This window comes from Streptomyces sp. NPDC048277, from assembly GCF_040652235.1.
Lineage (GTDB): Bacteria > Actinomycetota > Actinomycetes > Streptomycetales > Streptomycetaceae > Streptomyces.
On record NZ_JBEZLQ010000035.1, the window covers coordinates 1 to 17,339 of the forward strand.

Below are 17,339 nucleotides of genomic sequence, written 5' to 3' on the forward strand. Positions count from 1 at the left end.
CATCCACGCACGGTTCAGACGTACACACTGGACTTCAAGATGGTCAAGGACGGAGACATTGACGCCGGGCCTGACGGCTAATGCAACGGCGTTGCACTCCATGGGACGCGATCAATGGCTCGACCAGTGGCTGGCCATGAAGGCTGACGACTTGGAAGAAACCACTATTTACAACTACCGCATCACCCTGGACCGGGTGCGGGGGAAGTTGGGCAACATCCGTCTTCAGGAGCTCACTGAAGATGACGTAGAAGGGTGGATGCACTGGGCTCTGAAGCACGGGCGCGTACGCGGTGGAAGGGCCGGAACTCCGCTTGGAGTGACGAGCGTGGACATGAGCCTTGCTCGGCTGAAGGACGCTCTCAACCGAGCCGTGACGCGTCGGCTGGTGACCATCAACGTGGCCCAGCACGTGACCATTCCGCGAAGGGCGCGCAAGGAAGAACGGAAGAAGAAGGAGGAGGTGAAGCCCTGGAACGTCCAGGAGGTTCAGAGATTCGTTCAGGGCGTCAAGGGGGAACGGCTCTACGCTCCGCTTCTGCTGTCCCTCATTGGTCTACGTCCGGCTGAAGTCTGTGGGCTCCGGTGGGAAGACGTCGACCTGGACAACGCCACGATCACCATAGCCAATACGCGGACCATGATGGGCAATCGCTACGTCGTGGAGAAGGACACCAAGTCTCTGGCCGGTGAACGGGAACTCCCGTTGCCGGCTCCAGTGCTGGCTGCGCTCAGGCCGTTCAAGGCCCTCCAGGCCAAGGAGAAGCTGGCTCTGGGTGAGGCATACGCAGAGTCCGGCTACGTCCTGGTGCACGAGACCGGAAAAGCCTTCACCATCAAGCAGCTCCGCCGACGCGCGTACCGGCTCATGGTGATCCTCGGTCTCCGCCGAGTTCGTCTTTATGACGCTCGTTCGTCGTGCCTCACGTACCTGGCCAACAACGGCGTGCCGGATCACATCCTTGCGCGGTGGGCTGGACACACGAATGTGAAGACCACCAAGAAGTGGTACGTGAAGCCCGACGTAGAGGATCTTCGCGAAGCCGCCACCACGTGGGATGGCCTGCACGGTGCTGCGCCTGAGGGGCAAGCCTGAGTCAGGCGGCCTACCGGCCGGGCGACCTGCCCAGCCGTATGGCAGCCAAGATCGAGGTGGACCTGGAGACCGGCTGCTGGCTGTGGACCGGTAGCTGCAATGGGAAGGGGCAGTCAGGCTAGGGCCAAGTCTCCTACGAGGGAAAGACACAGCTTGTCCACCGTGTGGTGTTCAGGTTGTTGGTCGGTGAGATTCCGGAGGGCTTCCAGGTGCGTCATGCCGATCCTTGGGGACGGCACTTTACGCTTTGCTGCAACCCGGACCACCTGGAAGCCGTGCCAAAGAAGGAAGCTTTGCGGCGCAGGGACTGGGAGAGCGCGCGAGCCACGAGGACGCACTGGCCCCACGGCCACGCGTACACGCCGGAGAGCTTGTATCTGGATCCCCGAGGGTTCCGGCAGCGCCGGACCTGGCGCTCCGAGAGGGGCAAGAGCCGTCGGGTTCCCCGGGCCGTGTGAGATTTCGTGATACGTGAGAGGGTCTGAGGCGTGAGTGAGACACCGCCGAACACCCTGCAATACCGCTTTGACGGGCCAGAAGACGCCCCGGTTCTGATCCTCGGTCCCTCACTGGGTACCACATGGCACATGTGGGACCGTCAGATACCGGAGCTGATCCAGCAGTGGCGGGTCTTCCGCTACGACCTGCCCGGACACGGCGGTGCCCCGGCGCATCCCGCCGGATCCGTCGCCGAGGTGACCGCCCGGCTGCTGGTCACCCTCGACTCCTTCGGCGTGCAGCGCTTCGGCTACGCGGGCTGTGCGCTCGGCGGTGCCGTCGGCATGGAGCTGGCCCTGCGGCACCCGGAGCGGATCGCCTCGCTCGCGCTGGTCGCGGCCTCGCCCCGGTTCGGGACGGCGGACGAGTTCCGGCAGCGCGGGGTGATCGTGCGCACGAACGGCCTCGACCCGATCGCCCGGACCTCGCCCGAACGCTGGTTCACCAGCGGGTTCGCCGCCGCCCAGCCCGCGATCACCGAGTGGGCCGTCCAGATGGTCCGCACCACCGACCCCGGCTGCTACATCGCCGCCTGCGAGGCGCTGGCCGGCTTCGACGTGCGGCACGAACTCGCCGGCATCGGAGTGCCGACGCTCGTCCTGGTCGGCTCGGACGACCAGGTCACCGGTCCCGCCGAGGCCCGCACCCTGGTCGCCGGGATCCCGGACGCCCGGCTCGCGGTCGTACCCGGCGCATCCCATCTGGTCCCCGTCGAACAGCCCGCCGCCGTCACCGACCTGCTGGTACGGCACTTCTCCACCGCCTGGCAGCCCGCCTACGACTCGACCACCGGCCAGATGGCCATCCCGGCCGCCCCGGGCCGGCCCGTCCTGACCGCCGCACCCCAGGCTGTGCCGCAGGTCGCTCCCCAGGTCAAGCCGATCGCCGAGATCGCCCCGCCCGTCGTACCGCCGCAGCCGCTCGGGCGGCCCGACCTGTACGACGCGGGGCTGAAGGTCCGCCGGGAGGTGCTCGGGGACGCGCACGTGGACCGGGCGCTGGCGCAGGCCGACGACTTCTCGGGGGACTTCCAGGAGTTCATCACCCGTTACGCCTGGGGCGAGATCTGGGACCGGCCCGGACTCGACCGGCGCTCGCGCAGCTGTGTCACGCTCACCGCGCTGGTCGCCGGCGGCCATCTGGAGGAGCTGGGCTTCCACGTCCGGGCGGCCCTGCGCAACGGCCTCACCCCGGACGAGATCAAGGAAGTGCTGCTGCAGGCGGCGGTGTACTGCGGGGTGCCGGCGGCGAACAGCGCCTTCCGGGTCGCCCAGCAGGTCATACGGGAGGAGACCACTCCCGAGGACTGAGGCCCGGGGACTGAGGCGCGTGAGCCGAGGCCGAGGACCGAGGGGCGGCCTGGGGCAGGATGGTGACCATGAAGCTCACGAAGATGTCCCACGCGTGCGTGCGTCTCCAGAAGGACGGGCGCACGCTCGTCCTCGATCCCGGTGGGTTCAGCGAGGAGGACGCGGCTCTCGGGGCCGACGCCATCCTGGTCACGCACGAGCACGGCGACCATTTCGACGAGGGGCGGCTGCGGGCCGCGATGGACGCCAACCCGGCCGCCGAGATCTGGACCCTGAAGTCCGTCGCCGACCAGATCGCGGCGGCCTTCCCGGGCCGGGTGCACACCGTGGGCCACGGCGACACGTTCACCGCGGCCGGCTTCGACGTCCAGGTGCACGGCGAGCTGCACGCGGTGATCCATCCGGACATCCCGCGCATCACCAACGTCGGCTACCTGATCGACGGCGGCCGGGTCTTCCACCCCGGCGACGCCCTCACCGTCCCCGACCACCCGGTCGAGACGCTGATGCTCCCGGTGATGGCCCCCTGGAACAAGATCTCCGAGGTCATCGACTACGTCCGCGAGGTCAAGCCGCAGCGCGCCTACGACATCCACGACGCCCTGCTCACCGACCTCGCGCGGCCGATCTACGACCGCCAGATCGGCGCCCTCGGCGGCGCGGAGCACCTGCGGCTCGCCTCGGGGGGCTCGGCGGACGTCTGAGGCGCGTTGTCAGAGGGGCCCGGTAGGTTGTGAGGCATGCGCATCGCGACCTGGAACGTGAACTCGATCACCGCACGCCTGCCGAGGCTCCTGGCCTGGCTGGAGAGCAGCGGCACCGACGTGCTCTGCCTCCAGGAGGCCAAGCTCGCCGAGGGGCAGTTCCCGTTCGAGCCGCTGCGCGAGCTGGGCTACGAGGCGGCGGTGAACGCGACCGGCCGGTGGAACGGCGTGGCGGTGCTCTCCAAGGTCGGTCTGGGCGACGTGGTCAAGGGGCTGCCCGGCGACCCCGGCTACGAGGGGGCCGAGGAGCCCCGTGCGATCTCGGCGACCTGCGGCCCGGTCCGCGTCTGGTCGGTGTACGTGCCCAACGGCCGCGAGGTGGACCACCCGCACTACGCGTACAAGCTCCAGTGGTTCGAGGCGCTCCAGGCCGCGGTGGCCGGTGACGCGGGCGGCAGCCGCCCCTTCGCGGTCCTCGGCGACTACAACGTGGCACCGACGGACGACGACGTCTTCGACACGGCCGCCTTCGAGGGCCTCACCCATGTCACCCCGGCCGAGCGCGCCGCCCTGACCGCCCTGCGCGGGACCGGCCTCTCCGACGTGGTGCCGCGCCCGCTGAAGTACGACCACCCGTACACCTACTGGGACTACCGCCAGCTCGCCTTCCCCAAGAACCGCGGTATGCGCATCGACCTGGTGTACGGCAACGAGCCGTTCGCCAAGGCCGTCAAGGACGCCTACGTCGACCGCGAGGAGCGGAAGGGGAAAGGCGCGTCCGATCACGCCCCGGTGGTGGTGGACCTGGAGGTGTGAGTGTCAACCTGGGGTCATGAACATCCCGTTTCTGGGTAACAAGCACGGCAAGACCGGAGACCTGCCCCACACCGCCGACCCCGATCTGCTCGCCGAGTGCGAGCTGCTGCGCGCCCAGGCGGCCGAGGAGGGTGTCACGCTCGACGACACCCCGGCCTCTCTGGAGGCCCTCGACCAGCTCCTGCCGCGCTGGCGCGACGACGAGGAGACCGTGTCCTGGCTCGGCACCGACGCCGGGCTGTATCTCGGCACCGTTCTGATCCGGACCGTGCCGGGCGCGGAATGGGAGATCCGGGCGGACGGTGAGCCGGTCGTACGGCTGTCGTCCGGGCGGGAGTTCGAGGTCGTCGAGTCCGGCCACGACTGGGCCGCGAGCGGTGTCCCCGAGCTCTCGCAGCTGTACGCGGAGGTCGCCGAGACCTGAGCGACGGCCCTGCACCAGGAGAGAGACGGCCCTGAACCAGGGGATAAGCGCGGCTTAAATACGGCTAATGCCCGAAAAGTGCGTGTCGTGCCCCCAGTCCACCCACGGCTGGATAGTTTGCGGCAACCACGACACAGCTGAGAGTGGGTAGGGCTGCGTATGGCCGTCGATCCTTTGATCGAGCTGCGTGACGTCAACAAGTACTACGGCGAGCTCCATGTCCTCCAGGACATCGACCTCACCGTCGGCAGGGGTGAGGTGGTCGTGGTCATCGGCCCCTCCGGGTCGGGAAAGTCGACCCTGTGCCGGACGATCAACCGCCTGGAGACCGTCGAGTCCGGGACCATCATGCTCGACGGGCAGCCGCTCCCCGAGGAGGGCAAGGCCCTCGCGAGGCTCCGCGCCGAGGTCGGCATGGTCTTCCAGTCCTTCAACCTGTTCGCCCACAAGACCGTCCTGCAGAACGTCTCCCTCGCCCAGATCAAGGTCCGCGGACGCAGCAGGGACCAGGCCGACCGGCGCTCGCGTGAACTCCTCGACCGGGTCGGCCTGCTGGCGCACGCCGGGAAGTTCCCCGCACAGCTCTCCGGCGGCCAGCAGCAGCGGGTGGCCATCGCCCGCGCCCTCGCCATGGAACCCAAGGCCCTCCTCTTCGACGAGCCCACCTCGGCCCTCGACCCCGAGATGATCAACGAGGTCCTGGACGTCATGCGGCAGCTCGCCCGGGACGGCATGACCATGGTCGTCGTCACCCATGAGATGGGCTTCGCCCGCTCCGCCGCCCACCGTGTCGTCTTCATGGCCGACGGCCGCATCGTCGAGGACCGCGCCCCCGAGGAGTTCTTCACCGACCCGCGCAGCGAGCGTGCCAAGGACTTCCTCTCCAAGATCCTCAAGCACTGAGCGGGGAGCGCGCCCCATGTTCCGTACCCCCCGTGTGCCCGCCGCCACGGCCCTGCTCACCGCACTGCTCGTCGGATTCGGCGTCGTCGCCGGCGTCGCGGGCTGCGGCAAGGCGGGCAGCCCGCCGGGCAAGGGCCCGGCGGCCGACGAACTCCCCACCTACCAGGTGGCGCGGGACTTCCGGCTGCCCGCATCCCCGACCTGGACCCGGGCGAAGAAGCGCGGCTACTTCGTCGTCGGCGTCAAGGAGGACCAGCCCTACCTCGGCCAGCGGGACCCGGCCACCGGCGTCTACTCCGGCTTCGACATCGAGATCGCCAGAATGATGTCCGCCTCCCTCGGCCTCGACCCCAGGACGATCCGGTTCAGGACCATCGCCTCCGCGAACCGCGAGACCGCCCTGCAGAACGGCCAGATCGACTACTACGTCGGCACCTACACCATCAACGACAACCGGAAGAAGCTCGTCGGCTTCGCCGGCCCGTACTACATGGCCGGCCAGTCACTGCTCGTGCGCCGGGACGAGAACGACATCCACGGCCCCGAGGACCTCACCGGCCGACGCGTCTGCTCGGCGGCCGGTTCGACGCCGTACCAGCGGATCAAGGCCGACTACCCGACGGCGGTCCTGGTCGCCTACGACACCTACTCCGTCTGTGTCGACAACCTGCTCACCTACCAGGTCGACGCCGTCACCACCGACGACGCCATCCTCATCGGCTACGCGGCGAAGGCCCCCGACGAACTCAAGGTCGTCGGCAGGCCCTTCTCCAAGGAGCCGTACGGCATCGGCGTCCCGCGCGGCGACACCGCCCTGCGCTTCGCGATGGACGACGCATTGGAGGCACGCCAGAAGAACGGCGACTGGAAGAGGGCGTACGAGGCGACGCTCGGCCTGTCCGGCGTACCCGCCCCGCAGCCGCCCCCGATCGACCGCTATCCCGCGAGCTGAGCGAGGACGGCATGAACGTACTGACAGACAACTTCCACACGTACGCCGAGGGGTTCCTCGGCACCGTCGAACTCACCGTCTACGCCTCGGTGCTGGCCCTGGTCCTGGGCTTCCTGATGGCCTCCTTCCGGGTCGCGCCCGTCGGCTCCCTCCGCGTCTTCGGCACCGCCTGGGTCACCGTGCTCCGCAACACCCCGCTCACCCTGCTGTTCTTCGCGGTGCTGCTCGGTCTGCCCCGGTTCGGACTGGTCCTGCCCTTCAAGGTGTTCGCGGTCGTCGCACTGGGCTGCTACACCTCCGCCTTCATCTGCGAGGCGCTGCGCTCCGGCATCAACACCGTGCCCACGGGACAGGGCGAGGCGGCCCGCAGCCTCGGCATGACCTTCGGACAGACCCTCAACCTGGTCGTCCTTCCCCAGGCGTTCCGGTCGGTCATCCCGCCGATCGGCTCCACCCTCATCGCGCTCGCCAAGAACTCCGCGATCGCGGGCGCGTTCAGCGTCACCGAACTCCTCGGCACCTACCGGACGCTGAGCGAGCTCGGCTACAACATCGTCTGGACGTTCGTCTGGATCGCCGTCGGCTACCTCGTCATCACCCTCGCCATCAGCGCCCTGTTCCACCTGATGGAGCGCGCATGGGGAGTCGCCCGATGACCGGGGCCGCCACCGCGCTGTACGACATCCCGGGCCCCAGGACCCGCCGGCGCCACCGCCTCTACGGCGTCCTGGCCACCGTCGTCATCCTCGCCCTGCTCGCCTGGATCCTCTATCTCCTCTTCGACACCGGGCAGTTCACCTCCACGAAGTGGATGCCCTTCGCGTACAAGGGGATTCAGGAACTCCTGCTGCGCGGGCTGGGCAACACGCTCAAGGCCTTCGCGATGGCGGCCGTCCTCTCCCTCGCCCTGGGCGGTCTGCTGGCCACCGGACGGCTCTCCGAGCACCGCCCGGTGCGCTGGGCGGCCACCGTGGTCGTGGAGTTCTTCCGTGCCATGCCCGTCCTCGTGATGATCTTCTTCATCTTCGTGGCGCTGAAGGTCCAGCCGCTGCCCGCCCTGGTCGCCGGGCTCACCTTCTACAACGGCTCGGTGCTCGCCGAGGTGTTCCGCTCCGGGGTGAACAGCGTCGAACGCGGCCAGCGGGAGGCCGCGTTCGCGCTCGGCATGCGCAAGACCCAGGTCATGTCGTACGTCCTGGTGCCCCAGGCCGTACGGGCCATGCTGCCCGCCATCATCAGCCAGCTCGTGGTGGCCCTCAAGGACACCTCGCTCGGCTATCTCATCACCTACGAGGAGTTCCTCCATGCCGGGAAACTGATCGCATCCAACCTCGACTACGATTTGCCCTTCATCCCTGTGGTGATGGTGATCTCGCCGATCTACATCGGGATGTGCATGTTGCTCTCGTGGTTCGCCGGCTGGGTGGCCCGGCGGGAGCAGCACAGTCCCAAGACCGAGGCCGTCGAGGCGGCCCCGGCCGAACCAGGGACGCTGCTGCCCGGTGGGGGTGCCCCCACGGCCCCTCGACCGTAGGAGCAGCAGCCAGGGCCAGGCCCGGCCGGCGGCAGCCGGAGATCACTGCTCGCGCAGCGGAACGGACACGTACGACGGGTCGTCCACCGGCGAGGAGAAGGTCAGCTGCGCGCCGGACGGGTTGTGCTCGATGTAGAGCGGGTCCACCGTGTCGATCACCAGCGCGAGCCGGTGGCCGGACGGTACGTCGTAGGCCGTGGAGAACAGGTCCAGGTCCACGTCGAACGCCTTGCCGGGCGTGCGGCCGTACCAGGTGTACGGCGCGTGGGTGACCAGTTTGCCGAGGCCGAGCGGGCCCACGTCGTAGAGGTAGGCGACGAGGGTGCCGCTCTCCTTGGTCGGTGTGAGGGTGGTGTGCAACCGGGCGGTGCCGCGCACCCGCTGGGTGCTGCCGTACCGCTCGGACTGCCAGACGGCGGCCCAGCGGCGCGGCAGCAGCGGGATCGAGGCGACCGGCGGCAGCTGGGCTATCTGGTCCAGGAGGCCGGAGAGGAGTACGACCCCGCCGTCCGCGCCCGAGTCGACGTTCGCGTGGATGGTCGTCGAACCGGCGAGGGCGAGCTTCCTGCGGGTGGAGCCCACCGACTTCCAGTCCGGGTAGCCCTCGTAGCCGCCGTCGGTACGGGACTTGAGCTGGACGGGCAGCTCGCCGTCGATGCCGTTGTCCGCGCCCTTGAGGTAGTGGTCGAACCAGCGCTCGGTGTCGGTCCACACGTCGTTGGGCAGCCCGAGGAGACCGCTCAGCTCGGCGGTTGCGTGGTCGCCGGGACGCAGCTCCAGGCGCTTCGGGACGGTCAGCTTCTGGTAGAAGTCGGCGTACTGGTTGGCCGGGAAGATGCTGTCGCTCCAGGCGTTGGCCATGAAGACGGCCGCGCCGTTCTTGTTGAGCTGGTCGACATAGGCCGCGGGGGAACGTTTCCTCCCCCAGGCGATCATGTCCTGTTCCCGGGCGAGGTTCGACGCGTAGAAGTCGTCGAAGATCTGCCGGACTTCGGGGCTCTCGCGCCCGGTGAGGGTCGCCGTACCGTCGAGCAGCGCGGTCGCCTCGACATGCTGGGTACGGCCGGAGTAGATCGAGTCGATCAGGTCAGCCCAGCCGCTGAGCGCGCCGACCGCCTTGATCCGCTTGTCGTGCGCGGCGGCCAGCAGGCTGATCCCGGCGCCGTACGACACCCCCGCGATGCCGATGTGCCGCGGGTCGGCGTCGGTGTGGGCCAGGGCCCAGTCGATGACCTTCGACGCGTCCGCCACGTCCGGCGGACCGGCCACTTCTATCCGCCCGCCGGACTGCCAGAACCCGCGCACGTTGTAACTGAGCACGATGTAACCGGAGTTCGCGAGCTTCTGGGCCTGGGCCAGATACTCGACCTGGGGCAGCGACCAGCTCGTGGGCAGCACGATGAGCGGGTAGCGGCGCGTGGCGCCGGCGTCCGCGGGCGTGACGACGTTCGCCTTCAGTACCGTGCCGCCGTCGCCGGTGATGTCGACGAAGCGGACGGAGGCGGCGGCCTGGGCGGCCGGGGCCAGGCCGACGACGCAGCCGGCGATCAGGGCCGCGGAGACGGCTCCCGCGGCGGAGGTACGCAAAGCGGTGGTGCGACGACCGTGTCCCATCAGCCACTCCTCACTCGTGTCAGTGCAAAGTGACCAGACGGTAACCGCGACTCCCTACCGCAAGTAACCCGTCGGTAAGTTACGTGCCAGTAACGATTGTTGAATGGTGCAGGTACTCAGGAGGCGCGGTGCGAGGTGTGTGCGGTTTCGGTCGCGGTGGGCGGCAGCGGTGCCTGGGCGGCCCGGGTGACGTCCTCGACGAGTTCGACCACGTCGGGGCCGTACGCCTGCGAGTTGACGACCTTGAGGAGCAGCACGAAGGAATTCTTGCCGTGCTTGCGGGCGAGCCGCTCGTGGTTGCGGGCGAGGTAGCGGGTGGCCGCCTGGTTGGTGATCGCGCGCTGCCCGCAGAAGAGGAACACCGGCCGGGCGTCGGGGCGTTGGCCGGCGGTGAGGCGGGCGAGGAGCACGTACTCCGTGATGCCCGGATCGAGGCGGTAGCGCTCGGCGCCGATCTGGAAGGCACCGCGGTCCGGGCCCGGTTCCGGGTCGATGTTGACGCGTATGCCGGGCAGCATCGCCGACATGTGGGCGAGCATGCGACGATTCGAGCCGGGCCCGCCGACGCAGAACTCCGTACGCTCGCCGAAGCCCTGCTGGACGTTGTCCTGCGTCACCATCTGCAGGTTCGCCCCGCAGTCCTTGATCAGCGCGGCCAGTTCCAGGAGCGCGAACACGTCGAAACGGTGGACGGCCGGTTCGGAGGTGGCCGGATCGCGGTTGACGACCAGCAGCGACTCGGAGTTCTCCGGCAGTCCGAAGAAGGCCTGCTTGCGGCGCAGCTTCCGCCGCCAGACGTAGGTGCGGGCCAGCCAGCCGAGGGCGGCGCTGATGCCGGCGGCCACCACACCGAGGACAATGTTGCGCAGGTCGTCATTCATGGGCGCGCATGCTAGCGGGCACAGGTGGCCTGAACGTACCCGTGTTCGAAGTGTGGCAGTCATATGACAGTGCCTTGAATGCGCCTGTCGGGGCCCCGGCCCTATGGATACGCTGCGCTGACGTTCGTGAACTGGAGGTGCGGATGCGTCGCCCTGTCGCGCGGAAACTGACGGTTCTGGCGGTCTCGGCCGCCGTGGTGTCGGTGGGAGCGGCGGCACCGCCGGCCGCCTCCGGCGGTACGACCGCCACGAAAGTCCCGGTGGCCGTCGGATACGGCGGTGCGGTCGCCAGCGTCGACGAGGACGCCTCGGCCGCCGGTATAGAGGTCCTGCGCAAGGGCGGCAACGCGGTCGACGCGGCCGTCGCCACCGCCGCCGCGCTCGGGGTCACCGAGCCCTACTCCTCCGGCATCGGCGGAGGCGGCTACTTCGTCTACTACGACGCCAAGTCCCGTACGGTGCACACGATCGACGGCCGTGAGACGGCGCCGCTGACCGCCGACTCCAACCTGTTCGTGGAGAACGGCCAGCCGCTGGCCTTCGCGGACGCGGTCAGCAGCGGTCTGAGCGTCGGCACTCCGGGGACGCCGGCCACCTGGCAGACGGCGCTGGACCAGTGGGGGAGCGAACGGCTCGGTACGGTCCTGAAACCGGCCGAGCGGATCGCCCGCAAGGGGTTTGTCGTCGACGACACCTTCCGCTCGCAGACCGCCGCGAACGAGACACGGTTCCGGTACTTCCCGGACACGGCGAAGCTGTTCCTGCCGGGCGGGCAGCTGCCGGTGGTCGGGTCCACCTTCAAGAACCCCGATCTGGCCCGCACTTATCAGGAGCTGGGGAAGAAGGGGACCGGAGCGGTCTACCAGGGAGACCTCGGCAAGGACATCCTCACGACGGTCAACAACCCTCCGGTGGATCCGAGTTCGGGGTGGAAGGCGCGTGCGGGCAAGCTGTCCGCGCAGGATCTGGCCGCCTACCGGGCCAAGTTGCAGGCGCCGACCGAGACGTCGTACCGCGGACTGAAGGTGTACTCGATCGCGCCGTCCTCGTCGGGCGGCACGACGGTCGGGGAGGCGCTCAACATCCTTGAGAACACCGACCTTTCGAAGGCCAGCGAGGTGCAGTACCTGCACCACTTCATCGAGGCGAGCCGGATCTCGTTCGCGGACCGGGGCCGGTGGGTCGGCGACCCGGCGTTCGAGGACGTGCCGACGAAGGGGCTGCTGTCGCAGCGGTACGCCGACGAGCGGGCCGCCCTGATCCACGACGACTCGGTGCTGACCAGCCCGGTCGCGCCGGGTGATCCCAACGAGCCGGGCTCGACCGGTACGGCGGCGCCGACCACGTACGAGGGGGAGAACACGACCCACCTCACGGTCGCCGACAAGTGGGGGAACGTCGTCTCCTACACGCTGACCATCGAGCAGACCGGTGGCAGCGCGATCACCGTGCCGGGGCGGGGGTTCCTGCTCAACAACGAGCTGACCGACTTCTCGTTCACGCCGGCGAACCCCGCGGTGCACGACCCGAACCTGCCCGGTCCCGGGAAGCGGCCGCGGTCTTCCATTTCGCCGACGATCGTGCTGGACAAGGCGAACCGACCTGTGGTGGCCGTGGGGTCGCCCGGTGGGGCGACCATCATCACCACCGTGCTGCAGGTGCTGACCGAGTTCATCGACCGGCATCTGCCGTTGGTGGACGCGATCGCCGCGCCACGGGCATCGCAGCGGAACGCGGCGAAGACCGAGCTTGAGCCGGCGCTGTACAACGACCCCGTGTTGAGGGGGAAGTTGGAGGCCATCGGGCATGCGTTCAGCTTGAATCCGGAGATCGGTGCGGCTACTGGTGTGCAGCGGTTGCCTGGTGGGAAGTGGCTGGCGGCGGCTGAGACTGTGCGGCGGGGTGGGGGGTCGGCTCAGGTCGTGGATCCTGCGCCGTAGATGCCGACTGCGGGTGCGTGGGGGCTGGTCGCGCAGTTCCCCGCGCCCCTAGAGGGGCGCTTTCGCCGGGCGGAACTCCAAGTGGCCCTTCGATTCCTCCACTGTCACCTCGCTGCCTTCCGTGATTGTGCCGTCCAGGAGTAGCCGCGACAGTTGGTTGTCGACTTCTCTCTGGATGGTGCGGCGCAGTGGTCGGGCGCCGTACTCCGGCTGGTAGCCGTGTTCTGCCAGCCAGTTGACCGCCGTGTCCGTGAAGTGGGCCGTGATGCCCTGGGCGTGCAGCATGCGGCGGGTGTGTTCCAGGAGCAGCTCGGTGATCTGGCGCAGCTGGTCGCCGGTGAGCTGGCGGAAGACGACGATCTCGTCGATGCGGTTCAGGAACTCCGGGCGGAAGTGCTCGCGGAGCGGGCGGAGGACCTGTTCGCGCCGGGCCTCCTCCGTCGCCTTCTCCCCGCCGGGGCCGAAGCCGATGCCGGCGCCGCGGCGGTTGATCGCCTCCGAGCCGAGGTTGCTCGTCATCACGATGACCGTGTTGGTGAAGTCCACCGTGCGGCCCTGGGAGTCGGTCAGACGGCCGTCGTCCAGGACCTGGAGCAGGATGTTGAAGACGTCCGGGTGGGCCTTCTCGACCTCGTCGAGGAGGAGGAGCGAGTAGGGGTGGCGGCGGACGACCTCGGTGAGCTGGCCCGCCTCCTCGTGACCGACGTAGCCGGGCGGGGCGCCGACCAGGCGGGAGACCGTGTGGCGCTCCTGGTACTCGCTCATGTCCAGGCGGACCATCCGGTCCTCGCTGCCGAACAGCACCTCGGCGAGCGCGCGGGCCAGTTCGGTCTTGCCGACGCCGGTCGGGCCCAGGAAGAGGAAGCTGCCGATCGGCCGGTTCGGGCTCGCGAGCCCGGCGCGGGAGCGCATGACCGCCTCGGAGACGACGGCGACCGCCTCGTTCTGGCCGACGACCCGCTGGTGCAGATGTGCCTCCAGGCCGAGCAGCCGTTCCTTCTCCTCCTGGGTGAGGCTGCTGACCGGGATACCGGTCTGCCGGGACACCACCTCGGCGATCGCCTCGGCCGTCACCTCCAGGTGCTGGCCCTCGTCGACCTCGTCCTCGCCGGACGCCTCCGTGATCCGCTTCTTCAACTCTCCGATACGGTCGCGCAGTTGCGTGGCCCGCTCGTACTGCTCGTCGGCGACCGCCTGGTCCTTGTCGCAGGTGAGCTGGTCGACCTCGCGCTCCATGGCGCGCACGTCGCTGCCCTTGGTGCGGGCGCCGAGGCGGACGCGGGCGCCCGCCTGGTCGATCAGGTCGATCGCCTTGTCGGGGAGCCGGCGGTCGCTGAGGTAGCGGTCGGAGAGTTCCACGGCGGCGACCAGGGCCTCGTCCGTGTAGCGGACCTGGTGGTGGGCCTCGTAGCGGTCCCGCAGTCCGCGCAGGATCTCGATGGCGTCCGCGACCGTCGGTTCGGGCACCAGGATCGGCTGGAAGCGGCGGGCCAGCGCCGCGTCCTTCTCGATCTTGCGGAACTCCTCAAGGGTGGTCGCGCCCACAACATGCAACTCACCCCGGGCGAGGGCCGGCTTGAGGATGTTGGCGGCGTCCATCGCGCCGCCCTCGCCGCCGCCCCCGGCGCCGACCACGGTGTGCAGTTCGTCGATGAAGACGATCAACTGGTCGGAGTGGGCGCGGATCTCGCCCACGATGGTGTTGAGGCGCTCCTCGAAGTCGCCCCGGAAGCGGGTGCCCGCGACCACGCCGGACAGGTCGAGGGCGACCACCCGGCGTCCGGAGAGGATGTCCGGCACATCCCCGTCCGCGATCCGTTCGGCCAGGCCCTCGACGATCGCGGTCTTGCCGACGCCCGCGTCGCCGATCAGCACCGGGTTGTTCTTGCCGCGCCGGGACAGCACCTCGATGGTCTGCTCGATCTCGTCGTCGCGGCCGATGACCGGGTCGATACGGCCCTGCCCGGCCAGCTCGGTCATGTCACGGCCGTACTTGTCGAGCGTCGGCGTGTTCGTACGGCGCCGATGGTCCGTCCCGGGGGCGGACCGGTCGGTCTCCGCGGTGTCCTGCGGCAGGCCCGCGGCGGCGAAACGGGCGGCGTTCAGGATGTGCCCGGCGGCCGAGTCCGGGTTCGCGGCGAGCGCGCCCAGCACATGCTCGGGGCCGATGTACCCGGTGCCGCTGGCCCGCGCCAGGTCGTGCGCGTCGAGGAGGGCCCGCTTCACGGCGGGGGTGAGGGACAGCGAGGTCGGCGGGGGTGCCTCGCCGGGCGGGTGCTGGACCGGCCCCGCACGGCCGTCGATCTCCGTCGCCAGCGAGTCCGGGTCCGCGCCGGACCTGCTGAGCAGGGAGCGGGTCGGCTCCGCCGAGAGGGCCGCCCGCAGCAGATGCTCGGTGTCCAGGTCCCGGCTGCCGTGTTCGGCGGCGTACTGGGCGGCGCCCTTGACGAGTTCTCTGGCCGGCTGGCTCAGCAGCCTGCCGATGTCGATCTGCCGGGGGCCCTGGCGCGCTCCGCCGCCGCCGAAGAAGCGTGCGAGGAAGTCTCCGAAGGGGTCCTGTCCGTAGTCGCCCGGTCCGGGGTAGCCGCTGTTCATGAGCGTTCGTTCCGTTCCGGCGTCCCGGCGCCTTGGGGGACGCGCTCGCTGGTCGACGTGCCGGCCCACGCGGGTGCCCCTGCAGGGCCCGCTCACACCACCTTCGCACGCCCGCCGGAGGGGGGCACGTCCAGGAGTTCCGGCAGCGGCCCGACGGGCAGGACGGCATCGGCGAGGGCGGCCAGCCGGGGATCATGCGTGATGAGGAAGGTGGTGCGGGACGCCATGAGCCACCGCAGCGGCTCCATCACACGGCGGGCGGACTCGGCGTCCAGACCCGTCGTCGGCTCGTCGAGGACCAGCACCGGGCTGTCGCGCACGAGCGCCCGCGCGATGGCCACCCGCCGCTGCTGTCCGCCCGACAGCAGCCGTCCGCCGGGGCCCACGGCGGTGTCGTAGCCGTGGGGCAGACGGCGGGCGAAGCCGGCCACGTCGGCGGCCTCGGCCGCGCGCAGGACGCTCTGCTCGTCGGCGCCGGGACGGCCGTACGCGATGTTCTCGCGGATGGTGCCGTCGAGGAGCATGGGATCCTGCGGAACCAGTGTGATCAGTTCGCGGAGTCTGCGCAGCGGGAGGCCCGCGATGTCCCGGCCGTCCAGCAGGATGCGGCCCTCGGTGGGGTCGTAGAAGCGCAGCAGCAGTTTCGCCAGGGTGGACTTGCCCGAGCCGCTGGGGCCCTCGACGAGGACCAGCTGTCCCGGGCGCGCGGTGAAGTCGAGGCCGGTGACGGTCCGGCGGTCCGCACCCGGGTAGGTGAAGCCGACGTTGTCCAGGGTGACCACGCCCCGGGCGCCGCCGTATCCCGGCCGGGTGTCGCCGTCGGCGCGGGGCGCGGTGCGGCTGACGGCGGGGCGGGTGTCCAGCACCTCGAAGAGGCGCTCGCAGGCGGCGGTGGCGGAGGAGACGCTCACGGCGAGGCCGCCGAGGGCCTGGACCTGCGGATAGAGGTAGCCCAGGTAGGCGGCGAAGGCCAGCAGTCCGCCGACCGTCAGCCGGCCCGCGGCGATCTCCCAGGCGCCCGCACCGACCACGGCGAGGACGGACACCGACTCGACCACGTTGGCGAGGGGCAGATAGGCGTTGGCCAGCCGGGCGCGGGCCAGGCTGCTGCGCATCCGCGCGGCGCCGCGCTCGTGCACCCGGTCGCGCTCGGTGTCCTGCCGGTTGTACACCTGCACCACCGGCATGTTCGCGATGTTCTCGTCGAGGGCGTCGACCAGTTCCCCGTACCGGTCGCGCTCCGCCCGCGAGAGCGTTCTGATCGGGCGGGACAGCCGGCGCGTGCCCAGCCACAGCACCGGTGCCGCGGCGAAGGTGAGCAGGGCCAGCTCCCAGCGCAGCCACAGCGCGGCGCCCGCGAAGAAGAGCAGGCTGACGGCGGTGTTGAGCAACTGCACCGGTCCCGAGGCGACCACGTGCTCCGCCTCGTCGATGTCCCCGGTGAACCGGGCCAGCAGGTCGCCCGGCGGATTGTTCTCGTAGTAGTGCGGAGGCAGCCGCTGCGCGTGCTGGAACACCTCGTCGCGGCAGCGCAGCCGGAAACCCTCCTCGACCCGGCTGGTCAGCTGATGGGCGACAAAGGTCACGGCCGCGCCCAGCAGCGCCACCGCCAGCCACAGTCCCGCCGGTTTCCAGAATTTCGTCGGCTCGGCCGAGGTGAGTACCTTGTCGGTGAGATAGGAGAAAACCTGAATTGCCGCGGTATCGCATCCGACGGATATCGTCTGGCATGCCACGGCGGTCCAGAGGTGAATTCTTTCCGGCCGGGTGAGCGGCCACAGTCTGCGAAACGCGGTGGCCGCAGAAACCTTTGCGTGCCGCCGGATCCGGAAACCGGCCAGGCTCGCCAGACGACCGATGACGCCGTGCTCCACGTCCCGCCCTCCGTAGCGCCGGGCGCGGACCGGCGAAGGCGGGTTCGCCTTCGCGCGGCCCACACCACGGGCAGTTTTACGTCACGCGGTCAGCGGCCGTCGGTATTCGGCCGGGGCGGCCGCTGACCCTGCGGCGGAGGCGGCGGAGGCACCGGGCGCCGCCGCGTGGGCCGGGGGACCGGTACTCGCATGCGCACG

The 17,339-nt window shown here is 69.6% G+C and carries 15 protein-coding genes; 11 read left to right on the top strand and 4 right to left on the bottom strand.

The window, feature by feature from the left end; all coding sequences use genetic code 11:
* Nucleotides 1-58: 58 nt before the first annotated feature.
* The 10 genes from AB0D85_RS45880 to AB0D85_RS45925 all read left to right on the top strand — a co-directional run bounded on the left by AB0D85_RS45880 (nt 59) and on the right by AB0D85_RS45925 (nt 8,237).
* On the top strand, nt 59-1,096 hold the full coding sequence (locus AB0D85_RS45880; RefSeq protein ID WP_362335292.1) for a tyrosine-type recombinase/integrase: 1,038 nt from the start codon (nt 59-61) through the stop codon (nt 1,094-1,096).
* Nucleotides 1,097-1,260: 164 nt separating this feature from the next.
* Nucleotides 1,261-1,554, top strand: a complete 294-nt coding sequence (locus AB0D85_RS45885) for an HNH endonuclease (protein WP_362335294.1) — start codon at nt 1,261-1,263, stop codon at nt 1,552-1,554.
* Between the two features lie 30 nt (nt 1,555-1,584).
* Nucleotides 1,585-2,904: a 4-carboxymuconolactone decarboxylase gene (gene pcaC, locus AB0D85_RS45890; RefSeq protein ID WP_362335297.1), complete on the top strand. Its 1,320-nt coding sequence runs from the start codon at nt 1,585-1,587 to the stop codon at nt 2,902-2,904.
* Nucleotides 2,905-2,972: 68 nt separating this feature from the next.
* On the top strand, nt 2,973-3,608 hold the full coding sequence (locus AB0D85_RS45895; protein ID WP_362335300.1) for an MBL fold metallo-hydrolase: 636 nt from the start codon (nt 2,973-2,975) through the stop codon (nt 3,606-3,608).
* Nucleotides 3,609-3,644: 36 nt separating this feature from the next.
* Nucleotides 3,645-4,424 carry an exodeoxyribonuclease III gene (locus AB0D85_RS45900; RefSeq protein WP_362335303.1) on the top strand — a complete coding sequence of 260 codons (780 nt, stop codon included), beginning with the start codon at nt 3,645-3,647 and terminating at the stop codon, nt 4,422-4,424.
* Nucleotides 4,425-4,440: 16 nt separating this feature from the next.
* Complete coding sequence (locus tag AB0D85_RS45905; RefSeq protein ID WP_362335306.1) at nt 4,441-4,848, top strand: DUF6278 family protein; 408 nt, start codon at nt 4,441-4,443, stop codon at nt 4,846-4,848.
* Nucleotides 4,849-5,007: 159 nt separating this feature from the next.
* Complete coding sequence (locus AB0D85_RS45910) at nt 5,008-5,751, top strand: amino acid ABC transporter ATP-binding protein (RefSeq protein WP_362335309.1); 744 nt, start codon at nt 5,008-5,010, stop codon at nt 5,749-5,751.
* 16 nt (nt 5,752-5,767) lie between these two features.
* Entirely contained in the window at nt 5,768-6,703 is a 936-nt protein-coding gene (locus AB0D85_RS45915) for a glutamate ABC transporter substrate-binding protein (RefSeq protein ID WP_362335312.1), read from the top strand.
* Nucleotides 6,704-6,714: 11 nt separating this feature from the next.
* Nucleotides 6,715-7,359, top strand: a complete 645-nt coding sequence (locus AB0D85_RS45920; RefSeq protein ID WP_362335315.1) for an amino acid ABC transporter permease — start codon at nt 6,715-6,717, stop codon at nt 7,357-7,359.
* On the top strand, nt 7,356-8,237 hold the full coding sequence (locus AB0D85_RS45925; RefSeq protein ID WP_362335532.1) for an amino acid ABC transporter permease: 882 nt from the start codon (nt 7,356-7,358) through the stop codon (nt 8,235-8,237). The genes AB0D85_RS45920 and AB0D85_RS45925 overlap by 4 nt, the downstream gene beginning before the upstream one ends.
* Before the next feature lie 42 nt (nt 8,238-8,279).
* Here the strand turns inward: AB0D85_RS45925 and AB0D85_RS45930 are convergent, their stop codons facing one another.
* Both AB0D85_RS45930 and AB0D85_RS45935 read right to left on the bottom strand, forming a co-directional pair.
* Nucleotides 8,280-9,851 (bottom strand): CocE/NonD family hydrolase, encoded by a 1,572-nt coding sequence (locus AB0D85_RS45930; protein ID WP_362335318.1) that lies wholly within the window; start codon nt 9,849-9,851, stop codon nt 8,280-8,282.
* Between the two features lie 116 nt (nt 9,852-9,967).
* A complete protein-coding gene (locus tag AB0D85_RS45935; RefSeq protein WP_362335321.1) occupies nt 9,968-10,732 on the bottom strand; it encodes a hypothetical protein in 765 nt (254 codons plus the stop codon).
* Between the two features lie 143 nt (nt 10,733-10,875).
* On the opposite strand from AB0D85_RS45935, the gene ggt reads away from it, so the two are divergent.
* Entirely contained in the window at nt 10,876-12,672 is a 1,797-nt protein-coding gene (ggt, locus tag AB0D85_RS45940) for a gamma-glutamyltransferase (protein ID WP_362335324.1), read from the top strand.
* Between the two features lie 48 nt (nt 12,673-12,720).
* Here ggt and AB0D85_RS45945 read toward each other — a convergent pair whose 3' ends face one another.
* Nucleotides 12,721-15,267, bottom strand: a complete 2,547-nt coding sequence (locus AB0D85_RS45945; RefSeq protein WP_362335327.1) for an ATP-dependent Clp protease ATP-binding subunit — start codon at nt 15,265-15,267, stop codon at nt 12,721-12,723.
* Nucleotides 15,268-15,359: 92 nt separating this feature from the next.
* Complete coding sequence (locus AB0D85_RS45950; protein WP_362335330.1) at nt 15,360-17,204, bottom strand: ABC transporter ATP-binding protein; 1,845 nt, start codon at nt 17,202-17,204, stop codon at nt 15,360-15,362.
* Nucleotides 17,205-17,339 lie beyond the last annotated feature (135 nt).

Coding starts and splice junctions, on each gene's coding strand:
- AB0D85_RS45895 (WP_362335300.1), top strand. CDS start 2,973: ATGAAGCTCACGAAGATGTCCCACGCGTGCGTGCGTCTCCAGAAGGAC.
- AB0D85_RS45900 (WP_362335303.1), top strand. CDS start 3,645: ATGCGCATCGCGACCTGGAACGTGAACTCGATCACCGCACGCCTGCCG.
- AB0D85_RS45905 (WP_362335306.1), top strand. CDS start 4,441: ATGAACATCCCGTTTCTGGGTAACAAGCACGGCAAGACCGGAGACCTG.
- AB0D85_RS45910 (WP_362335309.1), top strand. CDS start 5,008: ATGGCCGTCGATCCTTTGATCGAGCTGCGTGACGTCAACAAGTACTAC.
- AB0D85_RS45915 (WP_362335312.1), top strand. CDS start 5,768: ATGTTCCGTACCCCCCGTGTGCCCGCCGCCACGGCCCTGCTCACCGCA.
- AB0D85_RS45920 (WP_362335315.1), top strand. CDS start 6,715: ATGAACGTACTGACAGACAACTTCCACACGTACGCCGAGGGGTTCCTC.
- AB0D85_RS45925 (WP_362335532.1), top strand. CDS start 7,356: ATGACCGGGGCCGCCACCGCGCTGTACGACATCCCGGGCCCCAGGACC.
- AB0D85_RS45930 (WP_362335318.1), bottom strand. CDS start 9,851: ATGGGACACGGTCGTCGCACCACCGCTTTGCGTACCTCCGCCGCGGGA.
- AB0D85_RS45935 (WP_362335321.1), bottom strand. CDS start 10,732: ATGAATGACGACCTGCGCAACATTGTCCTCGGTGTGGTGGCCGCCGGC.
- ggt (WP_362335324.1), top strand. CDS start 10,876: ATGCGTCGCCCTGTCGCGCGGAAACTGACGGTTCTGGCGGTCTCGGCC.
- AB0D85_RS45945 (WP_362335327.1), bottom strand. CDS start 15,267: ATGAACAGCGGCTACCCCGGACCGGGCGACTACGGACAGGACCCCTTC.